A 22,343-nucleotide genomic window follows, 5' to 3' on the forward strand; every position below is an offset into this window, starting at 1 on the left:
CTCTAAACTTTCACCTGACACGCATGTTAGCAATATGAAGATACATTTATTAGTAAGTGCGTATAAAGTATCACAAGAATGAAGGATAACATCATTCTCTTGCCCTAACCTTAAAAAGTACACTTATTTTATCTTGAGCTTTTTACTCTTTAAAATGCCAATTATCAGAAAGTTTAAAAGTAAACAAGAACCGAATACTACTTTTATTATCCGCGCATAAGAAAAGGCGACAAACGTCGCCTTTCCTCTACAAATAAGATCTAAGTAGGAGACTTAAGTAAAGGCATCCGGCATAGACTCTTTTTTCTTGGTGATGAATTCATTCAAGGCTTCATCAATCGATACATCAAGATCAGGCGCGACATATTGCTCCAAGGTCTTTTTTACAACGGCATTAGCACGTTGATAGGCATCAAGGGAACCTTCAGATTCCCACTGTTCGAAAGAATTGTTATCCGCAATATTAGAACGGTAGAAAGCAGTCTCAAAGTTTGCCTGAGTATGAGCACAGCCAAGAAAATGGTTACCCGGTCCAACTTCACGAAGGGCGTCCATAGCTTGCCCATTCTCTGTTAGGTCATATCCTTCAAGCATACGCTGCATCATACCCAATTGGTCTGCATCCATCACGAGTTTCTCATAAGATGAAATCAGACCACCTTCGAGCCACCCGGCAGAGTGAAGGGTAAAGTTCACACCAGCAAGCGACGTTGGCAGGATTGTATTTGCTGACTCGTATGCTGCTTGAGCATCAGGAACTTTGGAGCCACAAAGAGATCCACCAGAACGGAATGGCACGCCAAGTCGACGCGCGAGTTGTGCCATTCCATAAAGAACCAATGCAGGTTCTGGTGTTCCGAAAGTCGGCGCGCCAGACTGCATTGAAATCGAACTCGCGAATGATCCCAGAACAACCGGTGCTCCTTTGCGAACCATCTGTGCGAAAGCAATCCCGGCCATCCCTTCAGCAAGGGATTGTGCCATCACACCAGCTGCGGTCACAGGCGCCATAGCACCGGCCAAAATAAATGGCGTGACAATACAAGCCTGCATATGACGGGCATATACCTTCAAGGCACCAAGCATGGTATCATCAAAGGTCATCGGTGAGTTCGCGTTGATCAGACTGATCATTACCGTATTGTTTTCGACGAATTCATCGCCAAAAACCAATTTAGACATCGCAATAGAATCTTCAGCGCGTTCCGGTGCGGTAACTGATCCCATATAGGGTTTGTCTGAATAACGTATATGGGAATACAGCATATCCAGGTGACGTTTGTTCACCGGAATATCAACAGGCTCACAAACCGTACCACCAGAATGGTGAAGCGCAGGCATAGAATATGTCAACTTCACAAAGTTCCGGAAATCTTCAATCGTTGCATAGCGACGACCACCGTCGAGATCACGGACAAAGGGAGGTCCATATACAGGGGCAAAAACGGTATTCTTACCACCAATAATCACAGACCGTTCAGTGTTACGGGCGTGTTGGGTAAACTCACTTGGTGCATGGGAACACCATTGGCGTGCAAGACCGCGCGGGAAACGAACGCGCTCGCCCTGTACATCACAGCCATTGTCTTTAAGAATTTGAAGGGCTTCGGGATCGTCACGGAATTCAATCCCGATTTCTTCCAGAACAGTTTCAGCATTGTGTTCAATTATTTCAAGCGCTTCTGCATTCAGTGTCTCGAAATAAGGAATATTACGTGTAATGTATTTTAGTTGCTCTGCTGAACCACTTGATCTGGCAGCACGTCGAGAAGCAGCACCACCGCCACTACGACCTCGACCGGCGCGACCAGCGCGACCTGATCTTGTTTCTGTATCACTCATTAAATGCCCTCCTGTAGAGACCTCGAATATTCCCTTCTGGCGGATAAGGCTCTGTCTAGATTGCGACCGACAAAAAACCAAATGCGGCAAGGAGGGTTAACAAGCTTATTTCCCTAATAAAAACCGTGAGAACAGATTTAAATTTCTCCTCATTAAATCACACTTTTGAGAAATATTTAAATTGAAGGCCATCTTCTTCAACCGCAACACATACGAGTCGTTTTCAATAAACATGAGATAAAACGACTTTCTTTGTCCCTAAAAGGTCAAAATCTGCTAACGTCGAAAATGTCGTAAAAGATCACTAATGTCGTAAACTGCGAGTGTGGTGACGCAAACCGATAGGACGTTCAGCGGACTGTTCCCCATCATCATAGCAGGATGTAATCGGTGGCTGCTACTGTACAAAAATTACCAAAACTTTTTGTCGTGTCGCAAAAAATACCGAAACATAACATACAACTTTGACCCTGTGCATAAGCACGTTTAGTCGCATTAATTTGGAGTCAGGCGATGAAATCTCACTACAAAGCCGTCGTTATCGGTGGTGGTGCTGTTGGTGTTGGTACACTTTACCACTTGGCAAAAAAAGGTTGGTCAGATGTTGCGCTTTTAGAGCGCCACGATCTGACATCTGGTTCCACTTGGCACGCTGCTGGCCTGCTGCCTCTGTTCAACATGAGCTACTCTGTTGGAAAAATCCACCAGTACTCTGTCGATCTTTATGCCCGCCTAGAAGAAGAAACCGGCCTAAATTCAGGACTTAAACAGGTTTCAAACATTCGTTTGGCCCGTACACAAGACCGCATGGACGAGTACAGATACTACGTTGGTGTGGCTAAAACACTTGGTATCGACGTTAAATGGCTTTCCATTGAAGAACTTAAGGAAATTTGGCCGCTTTGTAACACAGACGGTATTCTTGGTGCGATCCAACACGTAGATGACGGGTATGTACAGCCGGCTGAATTGACACAAGCGCTTGCAAAAGGTGCCCGTAATAACGGCGCCGAAATTCATCAGCACACAACTGTTCTCGGTATGGAACAGCAAGATGATGACAGCTGGATCGTTCAGACTGACAAGGGTGATATCTCTTGTGAGCACGTTATCTCTTGTACTGGTAACTTTGCCCGCAAGACGGGTGAAATGGTTGGTCTCGATATTCCAGTCATCCCGGTTGAGCACCAGTTCATCGTCACTGAACCACACCCGGACATTAAAGCACGTCACGCCGCAGGACTTCCAGAAATGGGGGTTTTGCGTGAATCAGATTCTTCTTGGTACATGCGTGAAGAAGCTGGTGGCCTGTTGCTTGGCCCTTACGAAGTTGGCGCACCTTGCTGTTATGTTGACGGCCCAGCGCCAGACGCAAAATACGAGCTGTTCAACGGTGAACTAGAGCGTCTGATGCCATACATCGAGACTGCTTTTGAACGTGTACCAGCCTTTGCAGAAGTTGGTATCAAAGAAGTTTACAACGGCGCGATTGCCTACACGCCTGATGGATCACCAATTATTGGTCCAGCCTGGGGCCTAAAGAACTTCTGGCTTAACGAAGGTCACTCCTTCGGTATTACAGCAACCGGTGGTGCTGGTTGGCAGCTGGCAGAGTGGATCGTAGACGGCGAGCCAACAATCGATATGTCTGGCGTTGACCCACGTCGTTTTGGCCCTTACGCAGGTCGTGGTTTCTTGAAAGAAAAGAACGAAGAAGCCTACGCAAATGTCTTTACGGTTCACTATCCGGATGAATCTCGCCCGGCAGCCCGTGGTCTAAAGCGCTCCCCTTCTTATGATCGCATGAAAGAACACGGTGCAGTTATGGGCACAATCTTTGGCTGGGAACGTCCAAACTGGTTCGCGCCAGAAGGCTATGGCTTGACCGAAGAAGATCTAAACCAAGACAACACAATCACACGTGAAAACCACGCACCTGCTGACGAAGGAAAACTTCCTGTTGAGAAATGGTCCTTCCGTCGCTCGAACTATTTCGAGCACGTTGGCAACGAATGTAAGAACGTTATGGAAAACGTTGGCCTGCTTGACATGTCAGCCTTCTCTAAGTTCATCGTTAAAGGTCGTGGTGCAGAAGCTTGGTTGAGCAGCCTGGTTGCCAACAAAATTCCGAAAAAGATCGGGCGTATGGCGTTGACACATATGTTGACCCTGCACGGCGGTGTTCGCGCTGAATTCACCATTCTGAAAACAGGTAAGCAGAGCTACTACCTCGTATCTGCTGGTGCTCAGGAACGTCACGACTGGGATTACCTTACGAAGCTAAAACCAACAGACGGTTCAGTTGAACTAGAGAAGATTACAACTCAGCAAGGTGTTTTCATTATTGCCGGACCAAAATCCCGCCTCTTGATGGAAAAACTGTCTGACGCTGATTTCTCTAACAAAGCCTTCCCATGGTTGACCGCACAACAGATCTCTGTTGGCATTGCACCAGTCACTGCTGCACGCGTTAACTTTGTCGGTGAGTACGGTTGGGAACTTCATCACCCAATTGAAATGCAGAACTATCTTTTTGATATTCTCATGGAAGCTGGTGCTGAATTCGGCCTGAAACCATTTGGTATTCGCGCAATGGATTCCATGCGTCTGGAAAAATCCTACCGTTTGATCCCAACAGAAATGTCCATCGAATACGCTGCGCTTGAGACAGGCCTTGATCGTTTTGTGCGCCTCGATAAAGAAGATGATTTCATTGGGAAACAGGCATTGGCTGATTGGAAAGAGCGTGGTTTTGACAACCAGTTCGTTACGATGGAAGTCCATGGTGTGACCGATTGTGATGCCCGTGGATCCGAACCAATTTATCTCAACGATGAAATGGTTGGCCGCGTAACATCTGGTGGATACGGTTTCCGTACTCAGAAATCTATTGCCCTCGCTATGGTACGCCCGGATTTGGCCGAAATTGGCACAGAGCTGGAAGTCTATATCCTTGGAAATCTTTTCAAAGCAACGGTTGTTGAAGAATCACCGTATGATCCAGAAAACAAAATTCTGCGTAACGTCGAATAACATCGACTTACGTTAAAAATAAAAAGCCGCAGAGTTATCCCAACTCTGCGGCTTTTTTATTTTGCACACTATACTAAAGACAATTAACGTCCCGCAGCATACCCTTGCATTGAGCGAGGATTTGCAGCTGCTTTCAACAAACCATTTTCTTTGGTTGCTGCAGCCATGCGTCCCAGTGACCAATCTGGCTCAACCACGACTTTATGACCTCGGCGTTTTAATTCTTCAATGGTTACCGAAGGAAACCGTCCTTCCAGCGAAAGATTGCCAGGATCACATTCACGCGGATAAAACGAGCTAGGAAAATGCGCCGTTTGGAAAGCAGGCGCATCAATAGATTCTTGTAGGTTCAGGCCAAAATGAACATGACGCAGGAAGAAATGGAGCGACCATTGATCCTGTTGATCTCCCCCCGGTGTTCCAAAGGCCATGTATGGCACACCATTTTTCAAGGCAAGTGAAGGTGTTAACGTTGTTCTTGGTAGTTTTCCGGGGGCGATGCAGGCCGGAGAAGTTTCATCAAGCCAGAACATCTGCGCCCGATTTGTCAGACAAAAACCAAGTCCTGGAATGACCGGTGAAGACTGTAACCATCCACCACTTGGTGTCGCTGAAACCATATTTCCCCAACGATCAATAATATCGAGATGACAGGTATCCCCTTTCACACCACCTTTATCATCTGGTGTCGGTTCATCATTAAAACGCGCAACTGTTGGCTCACCAAGATCGGTATTATCTTTGCCTTCGTCTGAGGTCCCCTTAATTCGGACAACAACATTACCGCCCTTACCGGGGACAGTCCCTGGTCTGATTTCCAGAGATGCTTTGTCCGTGATGAGTTTACGGCGTTCATCGTTATAAGCTTCGGACAGCAAGACATCCATCGGCACATCAACAAAATCTGGATCGCCATAGAAAGCTTCCCGATCCGCAAAAGCTAACTTTGCACTTTCCGTGACAAGATGTACAAAATCTGGAGACTTTTCATCCAGACTATCCAAATCGAAACCTTTCAACAACGCCAGTTGTTGCAAGAAAACGGGCCCCTGCCCCCATGCCGCAGTCTTACAAACGGTATAACCATGATAATCGAATGTAAGAGGTTCTTCGTAAGAAGCGGACCACGCAGTGAAATCACTTTTATCCAATAAGGCCTTGTGACGTCGTCCTGTCGTATCCATAACCTCTGCGGTTTCACAGAAATCCAAAATTGCCTGCGCGACAAAACCTTCTGACCAAATTTTTCTGGCAGCCTTGATTTGCTCTTCCCGACTATCCGATACAGCTTCCGCTTCAGAAACAATCCGGTCGTACATATCAGCCAGTTCAGGATTTTTAAAAAGATCACCAGCTTCCGGTACTTTACGGTCTTTCAGGTAAATATCAGCCGAAGAAGTCCATTCGGTCTCAAAGAGGTCCTTAACCCGGTTTATTGTATGCGAGATATTGGGAACCAAAGGATAACCATCACGCGCAAAATTAATCGCATAGGATAGAACGTCCCGCAAAGACATCGTGCCATAATCCAACAGCATCAACATCCATGCATCAAAGGCACCGGGAACTACGGCAGAAAGCATACCCGACCCCGGTACAATAGATAAATCCAAGGCCTGATAAGCTTCCAATGTCGCTTTCTTCGGCGCAGGTCCTTGCCCATTAATAACTTTAACGGGCCCATCTTCCGGAGCCACAATGATCGGCACTTCACCACCAGGACCGTTAAGATGTGGTTCGACAACTTGCAATACAAAACCCGTTGCAACGGCAGCGTCATAGGCGTTTCCACCTCGTTCCAGAATGCCCATACCCGCTGCTGTAGCCAGCCAGTGGGTTGAGGTCACAACACCAAAAGTGCCTGTAATTTCCGGGCGCGTGGTGAAATCGCTCATACTCTACTCTCCTGATCGAATAAGATTCCCCGAATGCGGATATCTAGGAACAACAAGTGACTAGACCCGTAAAAAGGTATCAAAACAACATAACTTGACAGGTAAGATAGATCATGACGATAATTGGTACAACCAATATAACTTGGTAAAACCAAAAAATTATTGAGACCATACGAAAGACAACTTGATCATCGGAGAGTTTCCCAACCAAGCATCAAGGCATCAAAACCCTTCACACTATATGGCATCAAGGTAATAGGTGATGTAAAATTCAGTAAAAATAAATCTAAGCCGAGATACCACTCATTCTCTAACTTAAAAAATTACTTAGTCAGGCTTTACATAGATGGACGCACTCCTTTCCACAGATCTGCTTATTCTAGCAGCTATCCTACTGGCCACAGGCGTTGTTGCCGGGCTGATTGCCGGCCTTTTAGGCGTCGGCGGCGGCATTGTTATTGTCCCCGTACTGTATCATCTTTTCAGTTTAATCGGTGTCGACGAGTCCGTTCGCATGCACACCGCGGTTGGTACATCATTGGCAACTATTCTTGTCACTGGCTTTGCTTCTGCCCGTTCTCATTATGCCAAAGGAGCTGTAGACACAAACCTCTTGAAAAACTGGGGTCCTGCCATTGCGATTGGCGTCTTGATCGGGGTTGTTGTCGGCGGAAATATTGGGTCGGAAGCTTTGATTGCAGTCTTTGCAGTCATAGCGCTAGTCGTCGCTATGAATATGGCTTTCCGTCCTGAAGGTGCACATATTTCAGATCAGCTCCCCCGCTCTCCCTTTAAACAACTAATCGGGGTTTTCATAGGCGGAATATCGGTGTTAATGGGGATCGGCGGCGGAACCTTGTCTGTACCTATTCTCACCCTTTTTAACTACCCTATTCGTAAAGCTGTTGCGACGGCTTCTGCCATCGGTCTTATCATCGCGGTTCCCGGCTTTCTTGGTTATATTTATTACGGTTTGGGACTACCCGGAAGACCAGACTTCTCACTCGGCTATGTAAACCTGATTGGCTTTGCTCTGATTATCCCTACATCAGGGTTCTTTGCCCCAATCGGCGCGAAGATTGCCCATGCGATCCCGCCAAAACTTCTTAGATTGTCTTTTGCCTTTTTCCTCTTTATCACGAGCTTGCGCATGATACATGACTTGCTAACATAAGAACGCTGCCTTAGAAGGCAGTTAAGGGAGAGCAAGTATGACAGAGCAAAGTCAATCCACGACGCTAGAGCAAGAAACTGAAACGAACGATAATTCAGTTTCAACAGCGCGTGCCTATGAAGACGTTATCGCCAAGATCAGAAAGCTGATCAGCGATGAAGACATGGGCCCTGGGGACGCGCTTCCTTCCGAACGACGTCTATCTGACTTGTTTTCTGTCTCACGCCACTCTGTCCGTGAAGCCATTCGTGTCTTACAAGAACAAGGAGTCCTAGCGCCGAAACGTGGAAGTGGCAACTACATCCGATCTTCAACAAGGGAAGAGCTAACCCGCGCTTTGTCCTCTTTGGTTTCCGGCGACGCAAGACGTCTTTTTGAAGTCTTCCAACTACGTGAATTAATCGAGCCGCAGATTACAGCTCTTGCCGCTGAAATGATCCTTCCCGAACAGTTAGCTGAAATGGATCAGCTTCTGAGAACTCAGATGACGACGGAAGATCTAAGTGAACTTCAAAAGATCGACAGGAGCTTTCACGCACTCATCGCCAAGGCAACTGGGAATACGCTCCTATCTGATCTCATGGACAAGATCAGCGCATCTATAGACCCATCCCGTACCGAGGGGCATCAAAGTGAAGAACGTCGTGTTGCTTCCATCACCGGTCACTGCCGGATCTTAGCTGCGCTTCAGGCCCATGAACCCGATGCCGCAGCCGAAGCAATGCGGGACCATATCAACGATATAAAACACGCAGTTACACCCGATACCCCATAAAACTTTATTCAGCAGCGAGTACTGTTGGATAAGGATAAAGCTCGTCCATCGCGACACTACGCCCTGTATCAAGAACGATCCGCGCGTGATAACGCTTCAAGGCCCGTGCATCTGCCGCGCCACAACTATGGGCGATGATTCCCACTTCTTTCCGCATATTTTCGGCATAGCTCGCAACCCGAACTGACTTCGTTTCAGGGTCCAGACCAAATTGTAGTTTTTTATTGTGAGTAGTGATCCCTGTCGGGCATGTATTCTTATTGCATTGCAACGCCTGAATACACCCAAGCGCGAACATAAATCCACGCGCCGAGTTGACAAAATCTGCCCCTGCGCAATAGGCCCACGCCACATCAGACGGGTTAATCATCTTACCACTGGCACAAACTTTAATACGATCACGCAGCCCATGCCTGATCAGGGTATCGACCATATGAGGCAAGCTTTCCCGCAGAGGCACCCCCATGTTATCAATCAAGCTCATCGGGGCTGCTCCAGTTCCCCCATCAGCACTATCAATCGTGATAAAATCAGGGGCGCTTTCAATGCCTCGTTTTTTAATTTCCTCACACAGGTTATCAAAAAAACCATCCGCCCCGACAACCATTTTAAATCCAACAGGTTTCCCCGTTGTATCACGGATATAAGCAAGCATATCCAGAAGTTCGCTCTCGGATTTCACTTCTGGATGACGATTTGGACTGATGGCAGATTGCCCTATAGGAATACCACGGATTTTGGAGATTTCTTCGGTGACCTTTTCCCCGGGTAAAATGCCTCCTTTCCCCGGTTTAGCCCCCTGTGAAAGCTTTAGCTCAAACATTATAACCTGGTCATGCGCCGCAATTTCCCTGAGCTTATCTTCGTCAAAACCACCTTCGGGCTTGCGAACACCAAACTTGGCGGTTCCAATCTGAAATACAATATCTGCCCCCCCTTCCAAGTGATAAGGTGACAAGCCGCCCTCGCCTGTATTCAACCAGATACCAGCCTTCTTGGCCCCTTTTGATAAAGCCCGCACAGCCGGAATAGAAATCGCGCCGTAACTCATCCCTGAAATGTTAAAAATACTATCTGTTTCATATGGTTGCTGACAATAAGGGCCAATGATCACGTTACCGGGTTCAATAGCGTCTTCCGCCTGTGTCGGGAAAGGACAGTTCACAAAGAAAACCGTTCCCGCAGGCCTGAGATCACGGGTAGACCCAAAGGCCACGGTGGAATCAACATTCTTAGCCGCACGATAAACCCAGGATCTTTCAGCACGATTAAAGGGCATTTCTTCGCGGTCCAATGCAAAGAAATACTGGCGAAAGAACTCCCCCAGATGCTCAAAGAAATAGCGAAAACGTGCTATGACAGGATAGTTTCGACGCAGTGTACTCTCTGTCTGTGTTACATCAGTGATGTAGGCATAAATCAACCACAGAAACCCGGCCCCGACAGCCGTTATAAAAAGAAAAGAGAGAAGTTCCAGAAAGGTGACAACAAAATCAGGTATCTGTTCCATTAAAATCTCTCCCCATTATAATTTTCATTACAAAACTATAATAGGAAAACTCTCTTAAAAGCCAGTCACAAGAAAAGTAGACGTTTGTGACAGCATAAATCTTATGCCTCTCCTATCACATACATAGCGAGTTACCCAAAAATAAAAGCGCTGGAAAACCAACGCTTTTATTTTGAGTATTTCTTCTAAATGCCTTTTGAACATAGACGCATTCATATCATGACTAAATATGTAATGCATGTCCCAAGGTTTTAAGGGCGGCCTCTTGAAAGGCCTCGTTTTGTGTTGGGTGGGCGTGGATTGTTCCGGCGATATCTTCCAGACGCGCGCCCATTTCAAGGGCTAGCGCAAAACCTGCCGACATTTCGGAAACACCTGCACCGACGGCCTGAATACCAAGAATCAGATGATTATCTGCCCGGGCAACGATACGGACAAACCCTTCTTCGCGTTCGGCAGACATGGCACGACCATTGGCCTGAAACGGGAAGAGATCCTCTTTAATCTCATGTCCCAACTTCTTGGCCTCTACCGGGGACAGACCCGCTGTTACAATTTCCGGGTCGGTAAAGCAAACCGCAGGAATACAAACTTTATCCCAAACGCGTTTTTCCCCGGCAATGATTTCAGCAACCATTTCTCCTTGCGCCATGGCACGATGGGCAAGCATTGGTTCCCCGGTAACATCACCAATCGCAAAAGTTCCACGCATAGAGGTTTCGCATTTATCGTTGATATGAATGAAAGATCCATCCATACGCAAATCGATCTCTTCCAAACCCCAGCCTTCAGTTACAGGCTTTCGTCCGACCGTAACTAGAATTTTATCTGCCGTAACCTTAACGTCAGTGCCTGCACTGTTCTCAACAAGCAAGGAATTTCCTTTTGTGGAAAGTCCCTTTGCTTTGGCATTGGTCATGACCTTGATACCAAGACTGCTTAAACGCTTGTTTATTGGGCGCACCAAATCTTTGTCATACTGTGGCAAAACAGATTTTGCGGCCTCAACAACCGTAACCTTCGCCCCCAACTTTGCATAGGCAATACCAAGTTCAAGCCCGATATACCCGCCACCAACAACAGCCAACTTTTCTGGCACTTCGGTTAACGACAGGGCCTCCGTTGAAGAAATAACCTTATCCCCGAAAGGTAGAAAAGGCAGCTCCACAGGTTTGGAACCTGTCGCAATCACAACATATTCAGCACGTATAATCTGCAGCCCTGTCGGCGTGGCGACCTCAACTGTTTTACCGTCCCGAAACTTTGCCCAACCTTCAACAGTCTTAACACCATGCTTTTTTAAAAGTCCGGCAACACCAGAATTCAGGCGGCTGACAATGCCATCTTTCCATTCCATTGTCTGTGCAAGATCAATAGAGGGTTTTGTCGTCGAAATTCCGAGCGCGTTTTCACCCGATAAATGAGCGACTTTGTCGAACTCTTCAGCTGCATGGATCAGGGCTTTTGATGGAATACAACCAACATTAAGGCAAGTGCCGCCGGGTTTTCCTACTTCGATAACAACGGTATCTATCCCCAGCTGCCCCGCACGAATGGCACAAATATACCCACCAGGGCCAGCACCGATAACAAGAAGCTTTGTTTTAATTTCCTTCACGGCTTAGCCCTCCATAAAAATCATTGCTGGGGTTTCAAGCAGGGATTTAATCCGTTGCACAAAAACGGCAGCATCCCAGCCATCAATAACCCTGTGGTCAAAGCTGGAAGAAATATTCATCATCTTACGTGGAACAAAATCGTTCCCATCCCACATAGGACGTACAGCCATTTTGTTAACCCCAAGAATGGCGACTTCCGGATGATTAATAACAGGTGTAGTTGCAATAGCTCCCAAAGGCCCAAGCGATGTAATGGTAATGGTCGATCCACTTAACTCTTCGCGTGTTGCGGTCCCTGCTTTGGATGCAGCTGCTAGACGATTGACTTCTGCCGCACAGCCCCAGACATCCCTTGCCTCGGCGTGCTTAATAACTGGCACCACCAGGCCGTTCGGTGTTTGTGCAGCCATGCCAATATGGACACCACCGTATTGATGAACAACACCGGCCTCGTCATCAAAAATTGCGTTGAGGTTAGGTTGTTCAGCGACAGCCTTGACCAATGCCCGCATCAAGAACGGTAAAAGTGTCAGCTTTGGATGATCTTCAGATCTGCTCTTGTTCAATGTCGCACGCAATTCTTCCAACGCCGTCATATCGACTTCTTCGACAATCGTAATATGCGGTATACGCGATTTGGAAATCGACATCTTTTCCGCAATTTTACGACGTAAACCTACGATCTTGACTTCCGAGACCGACGCATTGGGGACAAGCCCCCCTTTTGGATGAATCGCAACACTGCTGCCATCAAAATAAATATCCAGATCTTCGTGGGTAATGCGTCCGGCTGGCCCCGTTCCCGTGACTTGCCGAAGATCAACACCACCGTCCTGTGCACGTTTTCGAATGGCCGGAGATGCAATAGGCTTCTCCCCTTCTGCTCTGGCAGGACCAATAGACTGTTTACGGACTTGAGATGCCGATGGCTTTTCTATCTCCACCTTTGTCTTTGGCGGCTCAACAACAAAAACTTGTTCTTGTTTTGGAGACGCCTTCTTCTCTACTTTTCCCGACTTAGGAGTTTCAGGTTCAGCAGATAGAGGTTTTGACGTGGTATTCTCTGTAGTGTTCCCCTCACCATCAACTTCTAGTTTGATAATCGGAGCGCCAACTGACATTACATCCCCAGGCTCGGCTCCAAGCCAAATAACACGGCCATCCACAGGGGATGGAATTTCGACCGTTGCCTTGTCAGTCATCACAGCGGCAAGGACAGCATCCTCCTGAACCACATCGCCAACTGAGACTTCCCACTCGACGATCTCGGCTTCGGCAACACCTTCGCCAACATCAGGAAGCTTGATTACATATTCACCCATTGATCAGGCCTCCATCACTTGTTTTAACGCACGGCTTACTCTGTCCGGCCCGGGGAAATAAGCCCATTCCTGCGCATGAGGATAAGGTGTGTCCCAGCCTGTCACCCGTTGGATTGGTGCTTCCAGATGATAGAAACAGGTTTCCTGGACACGAGAGAGAAGTTCAGCACCAAAACCAGATGTCAGCGTAGCTTCGTGAACAACAACACAACGTCCCGTCTTTTTAACCGACGCGATGATTGTCTCTTCATCCAGAGGTAACAGACACCGAAGATCAATTATCTCCGCATCAATTCCGGTTTCTTTGGCCGCAGCTTCAGCCACATAAACCATGGTGCCATAAGCAATAATTGTAACATCCTCTCCCTCACGGGTCACTTTGGCTTTGCCCAATGGAACATTATAGTACCCATCCGGCACTTCACCCTTCTCATGTTTTGACCAAGGAGTTACCGGCTGATCATGGTGACCATCAAAAGGTCCGTTATAAAGGCGTTTTGGTTCCAGATAGATAACGGGGTCATCATCCTCTATCGCCGAAATCAGAAGACCTTTGGCATCTGCAGGGTTGGAAGGCACAACAACCTTTAGGCCCGATACTTGGGTAAAGACCGCTTCAGGGCTTTGACTGTGTGTTTGTCCGCCAAAGATACCACCGCCCGTCGGCATTCTGATTGTTATCGGTGCCGTAAAATCACCCGCGGAGCGATAGCGCAACCGCGCAGCTTCCGAGACAATCTGGTCATAAGCCGGATAAACATAGTCAGCAAATTGCACTTCGACACATGGGCGTAAACCGTAAGCAGCCATACCAATTGCCGCACCGACAATCCCGGATTCGTTGATCGGAGCATCAAAGCAGCGGTTCTTACCGTATTTTTCCTGTAACCCATGGGTGCAGCGGAAGACCCCCCCGAAGTAACCAACGTCTTCACCAAAGACAACCACGTCATCATTTTTGCCCATCATGACATCCATTGCATCACGAATGGCTTCAATCATCGTCATTCTGCTCATGAATTAAATCCCCGCTTCCTGACGTTGACGCCGTAAATGCGGCGGCATTTCTTTATATACATCTTCAAACATTTCACGCGCTGAAGGCGATCCCCCGGAATGGAGCGTGCCGTGACTTTCTGCTTCTTTTTGAGCTGACAGTACGGTGTCTTTAATTTCAGCTTGTGTCTGTAATTGGCGCTCTTCCGACCAAACTCCCTTGCTGATCAGATGAAGTTTCAGACGCTCAATCGGATCGCCTAAGGGCCAGGCATCAGACTCTTCTTTGGGACGGTAAGCAGCGGGGTCATCCGAAGTCGAATGCCCACCAGCACGATAGGTCACGTATTCAATCATGGTTGGGCCAAGGTTCAAACGTGCGCGCTCAGCAGCCCACTTCGCAACGGCATAAACAGCGAGATAATCGTTCCCATCAACCCGAAGTGCTGGAATACCAAAACCGTGCCCACGTGCAGCAAAAGTCCCGGATCCGCCCTTCGCAATTCCTTGAAAAGTTGAAATCGCCCACTGATTATTCACCACGTTAAGAATAACAGGTGCTTTGTAGGTGGACGCAAAAACCAACGCTGCGTGGAAATCTGATTCAGCCGTTGATCCATCACCGATCCAGCCCGCAGCGATCTTGGTATCATTTTTAATGGCCGAGGCCATCGCCCAGCCTACAGCCTGAATATACTGCGTGCCCAAGTTACCGGAAATGGAGAAAAATCCGTACTCTTTCTCAGAATACATAATCGGAAGCTGACGACCTTTTAACGGATCTTCTTCGTTAGAGTAGATCTGGTTCATCATCTTGACCATCGGATAGTCCTGTGCCAACAAAAGACCCGCCTGACGGTAAGTCGGGAAATTCATATCCCCTTTTTCCAGCGCACATTGAAAAGCAGTTGAAACAGCTTCTTCACCAAGATGTTGCATGTAAAAGGATGTTTTTCCCTGTCTTTGCGCCATCATCATACGCGCATCAAAGGCCCGAAGCGTCATCATGTGACGCAGACCCTTGATTAATTCATCATCACTCAACAGATCAGCCCAGGGGCCAACAGCATTCCCATCACGATTCAATACGCGGATAATAGAATAGGCAAGATCTCTGATTTCTTCTGGTGAAACATCAACATCAGGACGCCGAACAGAGCCTGCCTTGGGTATCGTGACGTTAGAGAAGTCCGGTTTATCTCCCGGACGAAATTCGGGCTCTGGCACATGAAGATGGAGCCGTTTTTTTTCACTCATCAATTTTCTCCGACAATATATTTTCCAATATATTTTTCTTTCGCATTTGTCGCTCCCTAGGTTCCGCCCTCTTCTGCCAATTACAGCTTATTTTTAAGTAGATTTGAAACTTGGGGCATTATCTCTGTCAGTAATTATGACATATTATCACTGGTGATTATTCCCAAAATCATTATTATATCTGCTTAATTGTGCAATTTATCTCTAAAATTTACAGCACGAGTAGTGATTAATGGAACTTGACGCGATTGATATAAAGATTTTGCGAATCCTTCAAACAGAAGGGCGCATCCGTTCTATCGAACTAGCTGAGCGTGTAGGTTTGTCGCCAACCCCCTGTGCTAGACGCGTAAAAATGCTTGAAGATGAAGGCGTTATCACTGGTTATGCCGCCCGGGTCGACCAAACCAAACTGGGGTATATGATCAACATCTTTGTTTCGGTAGAATTGGAAAAACAGGCTTCGGAGAACTTGAAAAAATTTGAAGAGGAAATAGATAAGTTTGAAGAAGTTGTAGAGTGTTACCTGATGACAGGCAGCCAAGATTTTTTGCTTAAAGTCGTCGCGACCGATCTTATGGCCTTTGAAAAATTTCTGCAGGAAAAGCTGACCCGCATTCCAACAATCCGAGCAGTAAGGTCTCGTTTTGCCCTGCGCAGCATTGTAGAGAGAAACGCGCTGCCCAGCCCTCAACGAGCGTCCTAGAAATGCAAATACCCAACCAAAGTTAAGCACTCTGTACATTGTTGCTCCTGTAGCAATGCCCCAAGAACCTATCGATCACCCGTTATACACAACTACCGTATAAGTTGATCATGAAAGTTATAGTACCATCGCTTGAACAAAAGAGATACGAAAATGGCCACCACAAAATTGTGATGGCCATTTTAATTCTCGCAGATTGTATCTCTTATATTTTTATTCAGCAGCTTCTGGCAAAGCATTACGGTTGCGGATCAACAAATCACCGATACTATTAGCCTTGTGTTCCACCAACGTGTCCGGACCACCCCAAATCGGAACGGCACGGCCAAGTCTGGCCATGATGTCATAGATAATGAACTTAGCGACACCATTCCCACCACGTGTACCCTCATACAGCAATTGCAAGGGATAAGCAGCATTCCCGATAACGGGAATAAACCCAAGTAGTAATGCAAACCATGGGCGACTTGTTCCACGAGCTGTAGAGGCAATAATACGACACGTCGTATAGATGGTGCGGACAATCACACCACCGCTTAAATAACCAATAACCCCGCCCAGAAGTCCTATAACATCAAAAGCCCCCAGACCGAAGACAATCGCTAGGGTCAAAACCTTCACAAATGGTTTCAGCGCCATCAAAACACCGAAATCAGTGATGTAGAGGCTGCTCTCGCTGTTTTCCATTTCATGCTTCAAAACATCGGCTTCACGCTCGGTAAGTTGGCGGCGTTTTTGCCAATCTTCGATACTGCGGCCAACCAGCAATCTACTCAATTGCGTTCTGTAGGACGGCAGGAATATAAATGCTTTAACTTTAGGCAACAAGTTACCAAGTTGTTTGATCAATTTGCTCTCTTTAAAGAACGAACTGATTTTATCAGCAACCTTTTTCAAGCCCTCTTTAGCTTGTCGTCCGTACCAACGTAACGGATGCTTTTTGTAATAATGAGTCTCTTCGTCAGAGATTTTCCCACGGGCAAACCTTGACTGGATGCTACGTTGTAAGCGTGACATAAAGCGCCAATCATCAGGTTTATGAATAAGACCGGATACATCAACACAAAGGGCCTCGTATTCCTGTTCGTTCATCACCTCAAGAAGTGCGTTTTTATTTACAACAATGTAATCACGAAGTTTTGCAACATCCACATCATCATAAAGCGGACGACCATTCACAACAGTGCGCTGTAAGTAATACGTAAAGAGGAGCTTAGGATTTGCAGGGAACAGGGCTGGCACACCGGATTCCAGATCAACCCAGACCCAACGTGTTTCCCCCGTTTCAGTCGTTTCCAACAGAAAATTACTGGTCGCAACCGGATTGCCATAACCTGCCTGCCAGGCAAGTCCATCAAACCCAGCGTCAAGAAGTAATCCCTGTAGAGGTTTCATTACGTTCTCAACCAGATCCTGAATTTCAGTCTCTTTTTGCGAAGAATACGGATGGTGCAATGATGGCGCCCGCCCATCAATAAATTCCATGGTAATTTCATTGGCTCGGAACTCTTCGTTCCATGACACAGAAATAATCTCTGCTATACGAAGTTTACCGGGTAGCCAGAGTTTCATCAGGGCAGAAAGAACACGACGCCGACAGGCAGCTTCAAGGATTGATCCCTGATGCCAAATATAGGGATTGTTCGCGCCAAAGATCACATTGTGAACGAGGCCAGCCAAAGTGGAGCCTACAAATATCTTACGTGCTGTCGCCCGACCATCAGGAAGATGGTCCAGATAGACAGTAGCAGATCGGCCAGCGCCAATCTTTCGATCTTTTAAACTCGACATTTAATTATTTTCCAAGCCTTGTACGGTGCCCGTATTCGCCCCTTCGGTTCACAAAATACCGAAAATAGAAATCAAAGCTGCGGGGAAATTTTTCGCGAGCAGCATATATCTATACTTTTTTTGTGGAAAAAACCAGCCATAGCGAAATAAAAATGTCACTTTTATGCCTCAAACGATTCATGAACGATCTATCTTGTTGTGAAATCAACACTAAGTGCGCACAAAATCCATATAAAGAAATCCTGATATAGCTTGCGTCATGCAAAAAAAGAGCATAGTTTCCCCAATAGATACTAATCTCAATTTTGTGCGGCGAGTTGACCATGGCCAATAAATTTCTAGATCTCTTAAAAACACGCGACTGGCTTCTTGCCGATGGCGCAACAGGTACCAACCTTTTCGAAGTAGGCTTGGAAACCGGCGATGCCCCCGAACTTTGGAACATCGACGAGCCAGAAAAAATTTACAATCTTCAGAAATCTTTTGTTGATGCCGGGTCAGACATTATTCTCACCAATACCTTTGGCGGCACGCGAAACCGTATGAAACTTCACAAAGCAGAAGACCGCGTTGCAGAAATAAACACTGCCGCCGTAAAGATCACCAAGCGCGTTGCCGACGAAGCGGGCCGTCCTGTGGTTGTCGCCGGATCTATGGGCCCCACAGGTGATATCTTTGAACCCGTGGGATCATTGACCCGCGAAGAAGGTATTGCTGCATTTCGTGAACAAGCTATCGCCCTTGCCGAAGCTGGTGCAGATGTTCTTTGGTTGGAAACAATCTCTGCACCGGAAGAACTGGAAGCAGCGGTCACCGCATGTAGTGAAACTGGCTTACCTATTGTGACAACGTTAAGCTTTGACACCAATGGCCGCACGATGATGGGCCTAACCCCCGGTGATTTTGCCGGACGCGTCAAAGAGCTTTCAACAGTACCTGTCGCCTATGGCGCTAACTGTGGTGTCGGAGCATCTGAAATGGTTACCGCACTTCAAAACATGGCAATGTGCGCGAAAGAAGGCGATGTTTTGGTGTCAAAGAGCAACTGTGGTATTCCAGAATATGTTGATGGTGCTATCCGTTACACAGGTACACCAGAATTAATGGCTGACTACGCAAGAATTGCCGTCGATTCAGGCATTAAAATCATCGGCGGGTGCTGTGGAACATCCCCCAATCATGTCAGACACATGCGTGACGCCCTTGATAACCATACACGCGGTCCGAAGCCAAGTCTTGATGAAATCGTCTCACGCCTCGGCGAGATTTCCAACGGCGCACGTGAAATGAACGAAGCCGGACCACTTGGGGCGAAACCAAAAGAGCAAACCGGTGGTGGTCGCCGGCGTCGCGGTCGCGACCCAAAACGTAAAGCTGCAGATGATGGAAAAATGCCAGGTCAGGAATAAACGGACCAAGCATTAACCACAACTTGATAACCGGTTAAACATACGAAAAGGGGCTTCATTTGAGGCCCCTTTTGCTTTATCAGCTTAGTAACTAGCATTCAGTAAGATTTACAGAGCAATTAACTTAATACGCTTTCAAGTTCTTCAATCGACAAGAGAACATGATCCGCCAGGGTTGAAAGCTCTTCACGTCCGGTTGTGCCTGTCAGAACACCCACCTTCAAACCAGCCCCGGCATTCATTCCCATTTCCATATCATGCAAGTTATCGCCAACAACAACAACATTTTCTGGGGCCACGTCCATTGCCTTACAAAAGCCCTGAACCATACCCGCGGTTGGTTTCAGCCCATGCCCAGAATCATAACCAGCAATAAAGTCGAGCTTATCGATACAATCAAACCGTGACAAAGAACGCCTCGCCCCTTGTTCACTATCGCTTGTTGCAACACCAAGTTTAAGCCCTCGCTCTTTCAAGCGGATAAACAAAGCAGATAGATCAGTCACAGCAACCGCGGCAGCTTCTCCCTCGTCCTGAAAAATTTTCTCAACCGTACCAATAAGAACGTCATAATTCGCATCAGGCAAAAACTCACACCATTTCGCAACGATTTCACCATTGCTACTGGCTGCCAGCATAGATCCTGATAAAACACGCCCCAGTTCAGCATCATACCCCGTTGCAGCCAACAACTGTGCAGCAAGCCCCACATCCCCTTTGGCAGCCATTAAAGCCGCTCTTTGGTTAAGGGGCGTCCAGCTTTGTTCGTAATCAAGAAGGGTTCCATCTTTGTCGAACAGGATCGCCTTAATCGTCATTAGATCAAAACCCTTTATTCTGCCGCATCGGCAATTGAGCTCTGACGAAGAATACCTTGATAGATCTCTTCATCGCCAACAACGCCGACAAGCACACCATCTTCTGCAAGTAATACAGGATTGCCTGTTGATTGGCGAAGTTCAATTGCGCGCTTCATCGTTATGTCAGGCGAAGCGGCCACAATATTACAATCGGGAATATCATCTAGCGAATGCTCAGGTCCAAAACTAAAGACAGGCAGCTCTTCTTTATCTTCAAAAGTTACTTTCTGCACAGCTCCCTTACCATCCATAGCCAGCTTAAAAGCGTCGTACTTATCAAGAATAACACGGGCACCATCTTTACGAAGTTCGCTTACAGGCGTCATCAGCGACGCGCAACGCAGAACATTCAGCGGGTTCATATGAGCCACGAATTCAGCAACATATTCATTCGCAGGATTCAAGACGATCTCTTCCGGTTCGCCATATTGAACAATACGACCACCTTCCATAATCGCGATATGCGTACCGATTTTTAATGCTTCATCAAGATCATGGCTCACAAAGACAATCGTCTTTTTCAGGTTTCTCTGTAATTCAAGTAGCTCATCCTGTAAGTGATCCCTAATCAAAGGATCCAAAGCCGAGAAAGGCTCATCCATCAATAGAATATCTGCATCCGTCGCAAATGCTCGCGCAAGTCCCACGCGCTGCTGCATACCCCCAGACAATTCATGCGCGTATTTATCTTTCCACTGATCAAGACTAACCATCTTGAGTTTTTCTTCGACGATAGCCTCACGCTCGGCTTTTGGCATGCCTTTAAGTTCCAGCCCCAAACCAACGTTCTCGGACACCGTCCGCCATGGCAGAAGCGCAAACTGCTGAAAGACCATGGAAACCCGTTCCATGCGCATATGGCGGAGCGTTTTCGCATCGCAGGACGCGACATCAACGAGGTCAACGCCATCACGAACAAGAACTTCACCGCGCGTAACTTTATTCAAGCCATTCACCGCGCGTAACAGTGTTGATTTACCTGAACCGGAAAGCCCCATTAGAACACAGATTTCGCCTTCTTCAATTTTGATGGAACCATCAGCGACCCCCAGAACACACCCAGTTTTCTCAAGAATTTCTTCTCGTGTTTTGCCCGCATCAACCATTGGGATGGCTTCTTGCTGATTGTCACCAAAAACAATATCGACGTTTTTAAATTCTACAGCTGTCATTTTATTGCTCCATCCCTACCTTAAGCGCCATCAACCGGGGCATTACGCTGCTTACACAGACGGTCCAACAAAATCGCAACAATTACAATTGCGAGGCCAGCTTCAATGCCCATATCAAATTGACGTGAATTCAGAGCACGTACAACCGGCTTACCGAGTCCATTTGCGCCAACTAAAGCCCCAATCACCACCATTGAAAGCGAGAGCATAATACACTGCGTTACACCGGCTCTAATAGTTGGTAAAGCATATGGAATTTCAACCTTCCAAAGTAGCTGTTTCTTTGTTGCTCCAAATGCTTCTGCGGCCTCTACTAAAGGCTTTGGAACAGATGATATACCCAAATGTGTTAAACGTACTGGTGCAGCAACGGCAAAAACCACCGTTGCAACAAGTGCAGGTACCACTCCAAGACCAAAGAGCGTCATTGCAGGAATAAGATAAACAAACGTCGGAATTGTTTGGAGAAGATCAAGAACAGGCCTTAAAAGCGAAAAGAGCCATGGACGGTGAGCCGCAGCAATACCTAGCGGAACGCCTGTGATTATGCAGACAATCGTCGCATAAACGACAAGAACCAGAGACTCAACCGTTTCAGTCCAATAGCCAAGATTTACGATAAACAGCAAAGACAGGAACACAAACATGGAAAGTTTCCATGTGCGCTGTAAATACTGTGCAAGTCCAGTGATCATAATGATCACAACAATCGATGGTAAGAAAAGAAGTAAATCCACGGTTCCATCAATCAGGAAAGTGCCGCCATCAGTTATTGCGTCAAAAAAGCCTGCAAAGTTATCGATAAGAAAGTCGAAAAAACTTTCCCCCCATTTCCCGACGGGAATTTTATGATCAACCAACCATTGCTCGATGCCGGACATTGCTAATCCCTCTGCTCCAAAGCGAACCCATAAAACGATTGTTTATGTGTTCTTTTTTATCTGTTTTTTTCGTTACCACCAGATTCCAAGATAAATAGGCT

At 47.0% G+C, this 22,343-nt stretch carries 16 protein-coding genes; 5 read left to right on the forward strand and 11 right to left on the reverse strand.

Features of this window, described 5'->3' with window-relative positions:
* Positions 1 to 273 precede the first annotated feature (273 nt).
* Positions 274 to 1,842, reverse strand: coding sequence for a trimethylamine methyltransferase family protein (locus ACN0QW_RS06125; RefSeq protein WP_417429711.1), 1,569 nt, complete (start codon positions 1,840 to 1,842; stop codon positions 274 to 276).
* 513 nt (positions 1,843 to 2,355) lie between these two features.
* On the opposite strand from ACN0QW_RS06125, the gene ACN0QW_RS06130 reads away from it, so the two are divergent.
* Entirely contained in the window at positions 2,356 to 4,875 is a 2,520-nt protein-coding gene (locus ACN0QW_RS06130; RefSeq protein WP_417429713.1) for a GcvT family protein, read from the forward strand.
* A gap of 83 nt (positions 4,876 to 4,958) precedes the next feature.
* Here ACN0QW_RS06130 and ACN0QW_RS06135 read toward each other — a convergent pair whose 3' ends face one another.
* Positions 4,959 to 6,770: a gamma-glutamyltransferase family protein gene (locus tag ACN0QW_RS06135; protein WP_417429715.1), complete on the reverse strand. Its 1,812-nt coding sequence runs from the start codon at positions 6,768 to 6,770 to the stop codon at positions 4,959 to 4,961.
* 346 nt (positions 6,771 to 7,116) lie between these two features.
* Between ACN0QW_RS06135 and ACN0QW_RS06140 the strand changes: the two genes are divergently transcribed.
* Both ACN0QW_RS06140 and ACN0QW_RS06145 read left to right on the forward strand, forming a co-directional pair.
* Complete coding sequence (locus ACN0QW_RS06140) at positions 7,117 to 7,944, forward strand: sulfite exporter TauE/SafE family protein (protein ID WP_417429717.1); 828 nt, start codon at positions 7,117 to 7,119, stop codon at positions 7,942 to 7,944.
* Positions 7,945 to 7,981: 37 nt separating this feature from the next.
* Positions 7,982 to 8,719, forward strand: coding sequence for a FadR/GntR family transcriptional regulator (locus ACN0QW_RS06145; protein WP_417429719.1), 738 nt, complete (start codon positions 7,982 to 7,984; stop codon positions 8,717 to 8,719).
* A gap of 4 nt (positions 8,720 to 8,723) precedes the next feature.
* On the opposite strand, the gene ACN0QW_RS06150 is transcribed toward ACN0QW_RS06145, so the two are convergent.
* The 5 genes from ACN0QW_RS06150 to ACN0QW_RS06170 all read right to left on the reverse strand — a co-directional run bounded on the left by ACN0QW_RS06150 (position 8,724) and on the right by ACN0QW_RS06170 (position 15,423).
* Positions 8,724 to 10,229 (reverse strand): FMN-binding glutamate synthase family protein, encoded by a 1,506-nt coding sequence (locus ACN0QW_RS06150; RefSeq protein ID WP_417429721.1) that lies wholly within the window; start codon positions 10,227 to 10,229, stop codon positions 8,724 to 8,726.
* Between the two features lie 223 nt (positions 10,230 to 10,452).
* Positions 10,453 to 11,847 carry a dihydrolipoyl dehydrogenase gene (lpdA, locus tag ACN0QW_RS06155; RefSeq protein WP_417429723.1) on the reverse strand — a complete coding sequence of 465 codons (1,395 nt, stop codon included), beginning with the start codon at positions 11,845 to 11,847 and terminating at the stop codon, positions 10,453 to 10,455.
* 3 nt (positions 11,848 to 11,850) lie between these two features.
* A complete protein-coding gene (locus ACN0QW_RS06160; protein WP_417429725.1) occupies positions 11,851 to 13,170 on the reverse strand; it encodes a dihydrolipoamide acetyltransferase family protein in 1,320 nt (439 codons plus the stop codon).
* A gap of 3 nt (positions 13,171 to 13,173) precedes the next feature.
* The gene (locus ACN0QW_RS06165) at positions 13,174 to 14,187 is read right to left on the reverse strand and encodes an alpha-ketoacid dehydrogenase subunit beta (protein ID WP_417429727.1); all 1,014 of its coding nucleotides are present in this window, start codon (positions 14,185 to 14,187) and stop codon (positions 13,174 to 13,176) included.
* Positions 14,188 to 14,190: 3 nt separating this feature from the next.
* Positions 14,191 to 15,423: a 3-methyl-2-oxobutanoate dehydrogenase (2-methylpropanoyl-transferring) subunit alpha gene (locus ACN0QW_RS06170; RefSeq protein ID WP_417429729.1), complete on the reverse strand. Its 1,233-nt coding sequence runs from the start codon at positions 15,421 to 15,423 to the stop codon at positions 14,191 to 14,193.
* 232 nt (positions 15,424 to 15,655) lie between these two features.
* On the opposite strand from ACN0QW_RS06170, the gene ACN0QW_RS06175 reads away from it, so the two are divergent.
* Positions 15,656 to 16,129, forward strand: coding sequence for an Lrp/AsnC family transcriptional regulator (locus tag ACN0QW_RS06175; protein WP_417429731.1), 474 nt, complete (start codon positions 15,656 to 15,658; stop codon positions 16,127 to 16,129).
* Between the two features lie 213 nt (positions 16,130 to 16,342).
* Here the strand turns inward: ACN0QW_RS06175 and ACN0QW_RS06180 are convergent, their stop codons facing one another.
* On the reverse strand, positions 16,343 to 17,920 hold the full coding sequence (locus tag ACN0QW_RS06180; RefSeq protein ID WP_417429733.1) for a hypothetical protein: 1,578 nt from the start codon (positions 17,918 to 17,920) through the stop codon (positions 16,343 to 16,345).
* 323 nt (positions 17,921 to 18,243) lie between these two features.
* Here ACN0QW_RS06180 and bmt point away from each other — a divergent pair, with 323 nt between their 5' ends.
* Positions 18,244 to 19,329: a betaine--homocysteine S-methyltransferase gene (gene bmt / locus ACN0QW_RS06185; RefSeq protein ID WP_417429735.1), complete on the forward strand. Its 1,086-nt coding sequence runs from the start codon at positions 18,244 to 18,246 to the stop codon at positions 19,327 to 19,329.
* A gap of 119 nt (positions 19,330 to 19,448) precedes the next feature.
* On the opposite strand, the gene ACN0QW_RS06190 is transcribed toward bmt, so the two are convergent.
* The 3 genes from ACN0QW_RS06190 to choW are packed head-to-tail and all read right to left on the reverse strand — an operon-like array spanning position 19,449 to position 22,242.
* Positions 19,449 to 20,147 (reverse strand): HAD family hydrolase, encoded by a 699-nt coding sequence (locus ACN0QW_RS06190; protein WP_417429737.1) that lies wholly within the window; start codon positions 20,145 to 20,147, stop codon positions 19,449 to 19,451.
* 14 nt (positions 20,148 to 20,161) lie between these two features.
* Positions 20,162 to 21,361: a choline ABC transporter ATP-binding protein gene (choV, locus tag ACN0QW_RS06195; protein ID WP_417429739.1), complete on the reverse strand. Its 1,200-nt coding sequence runs from the start codon at positions 21,359 to 21,361 to the stop codon at positions 20,162 to 20,164.
* 20 nt (positions 21,362 to 21,381) lie between these two features.
* Entirely contained in the window at positions 21,382 to 22,242 is an 861-nt protein-coding gene (gene choW / locus ACN0QW_RS06200) for a choline ABC transporter permease subunit (protein ID WP_299374547.1), read from the reverse strand.
* Between the last annotated feature and the right edge of the window lie 101 nt (positions 22,243 to 22,343).

Source organism: Kiloniella sp. (assembly GCF_048259265.1).
In the GTDB taxonomy this organism is placed as follows: Bacteria; Pseudomonadota; Alphaproteobacteria; order Kiloniellales; family Kiloniellaceae; genus Kiloniella.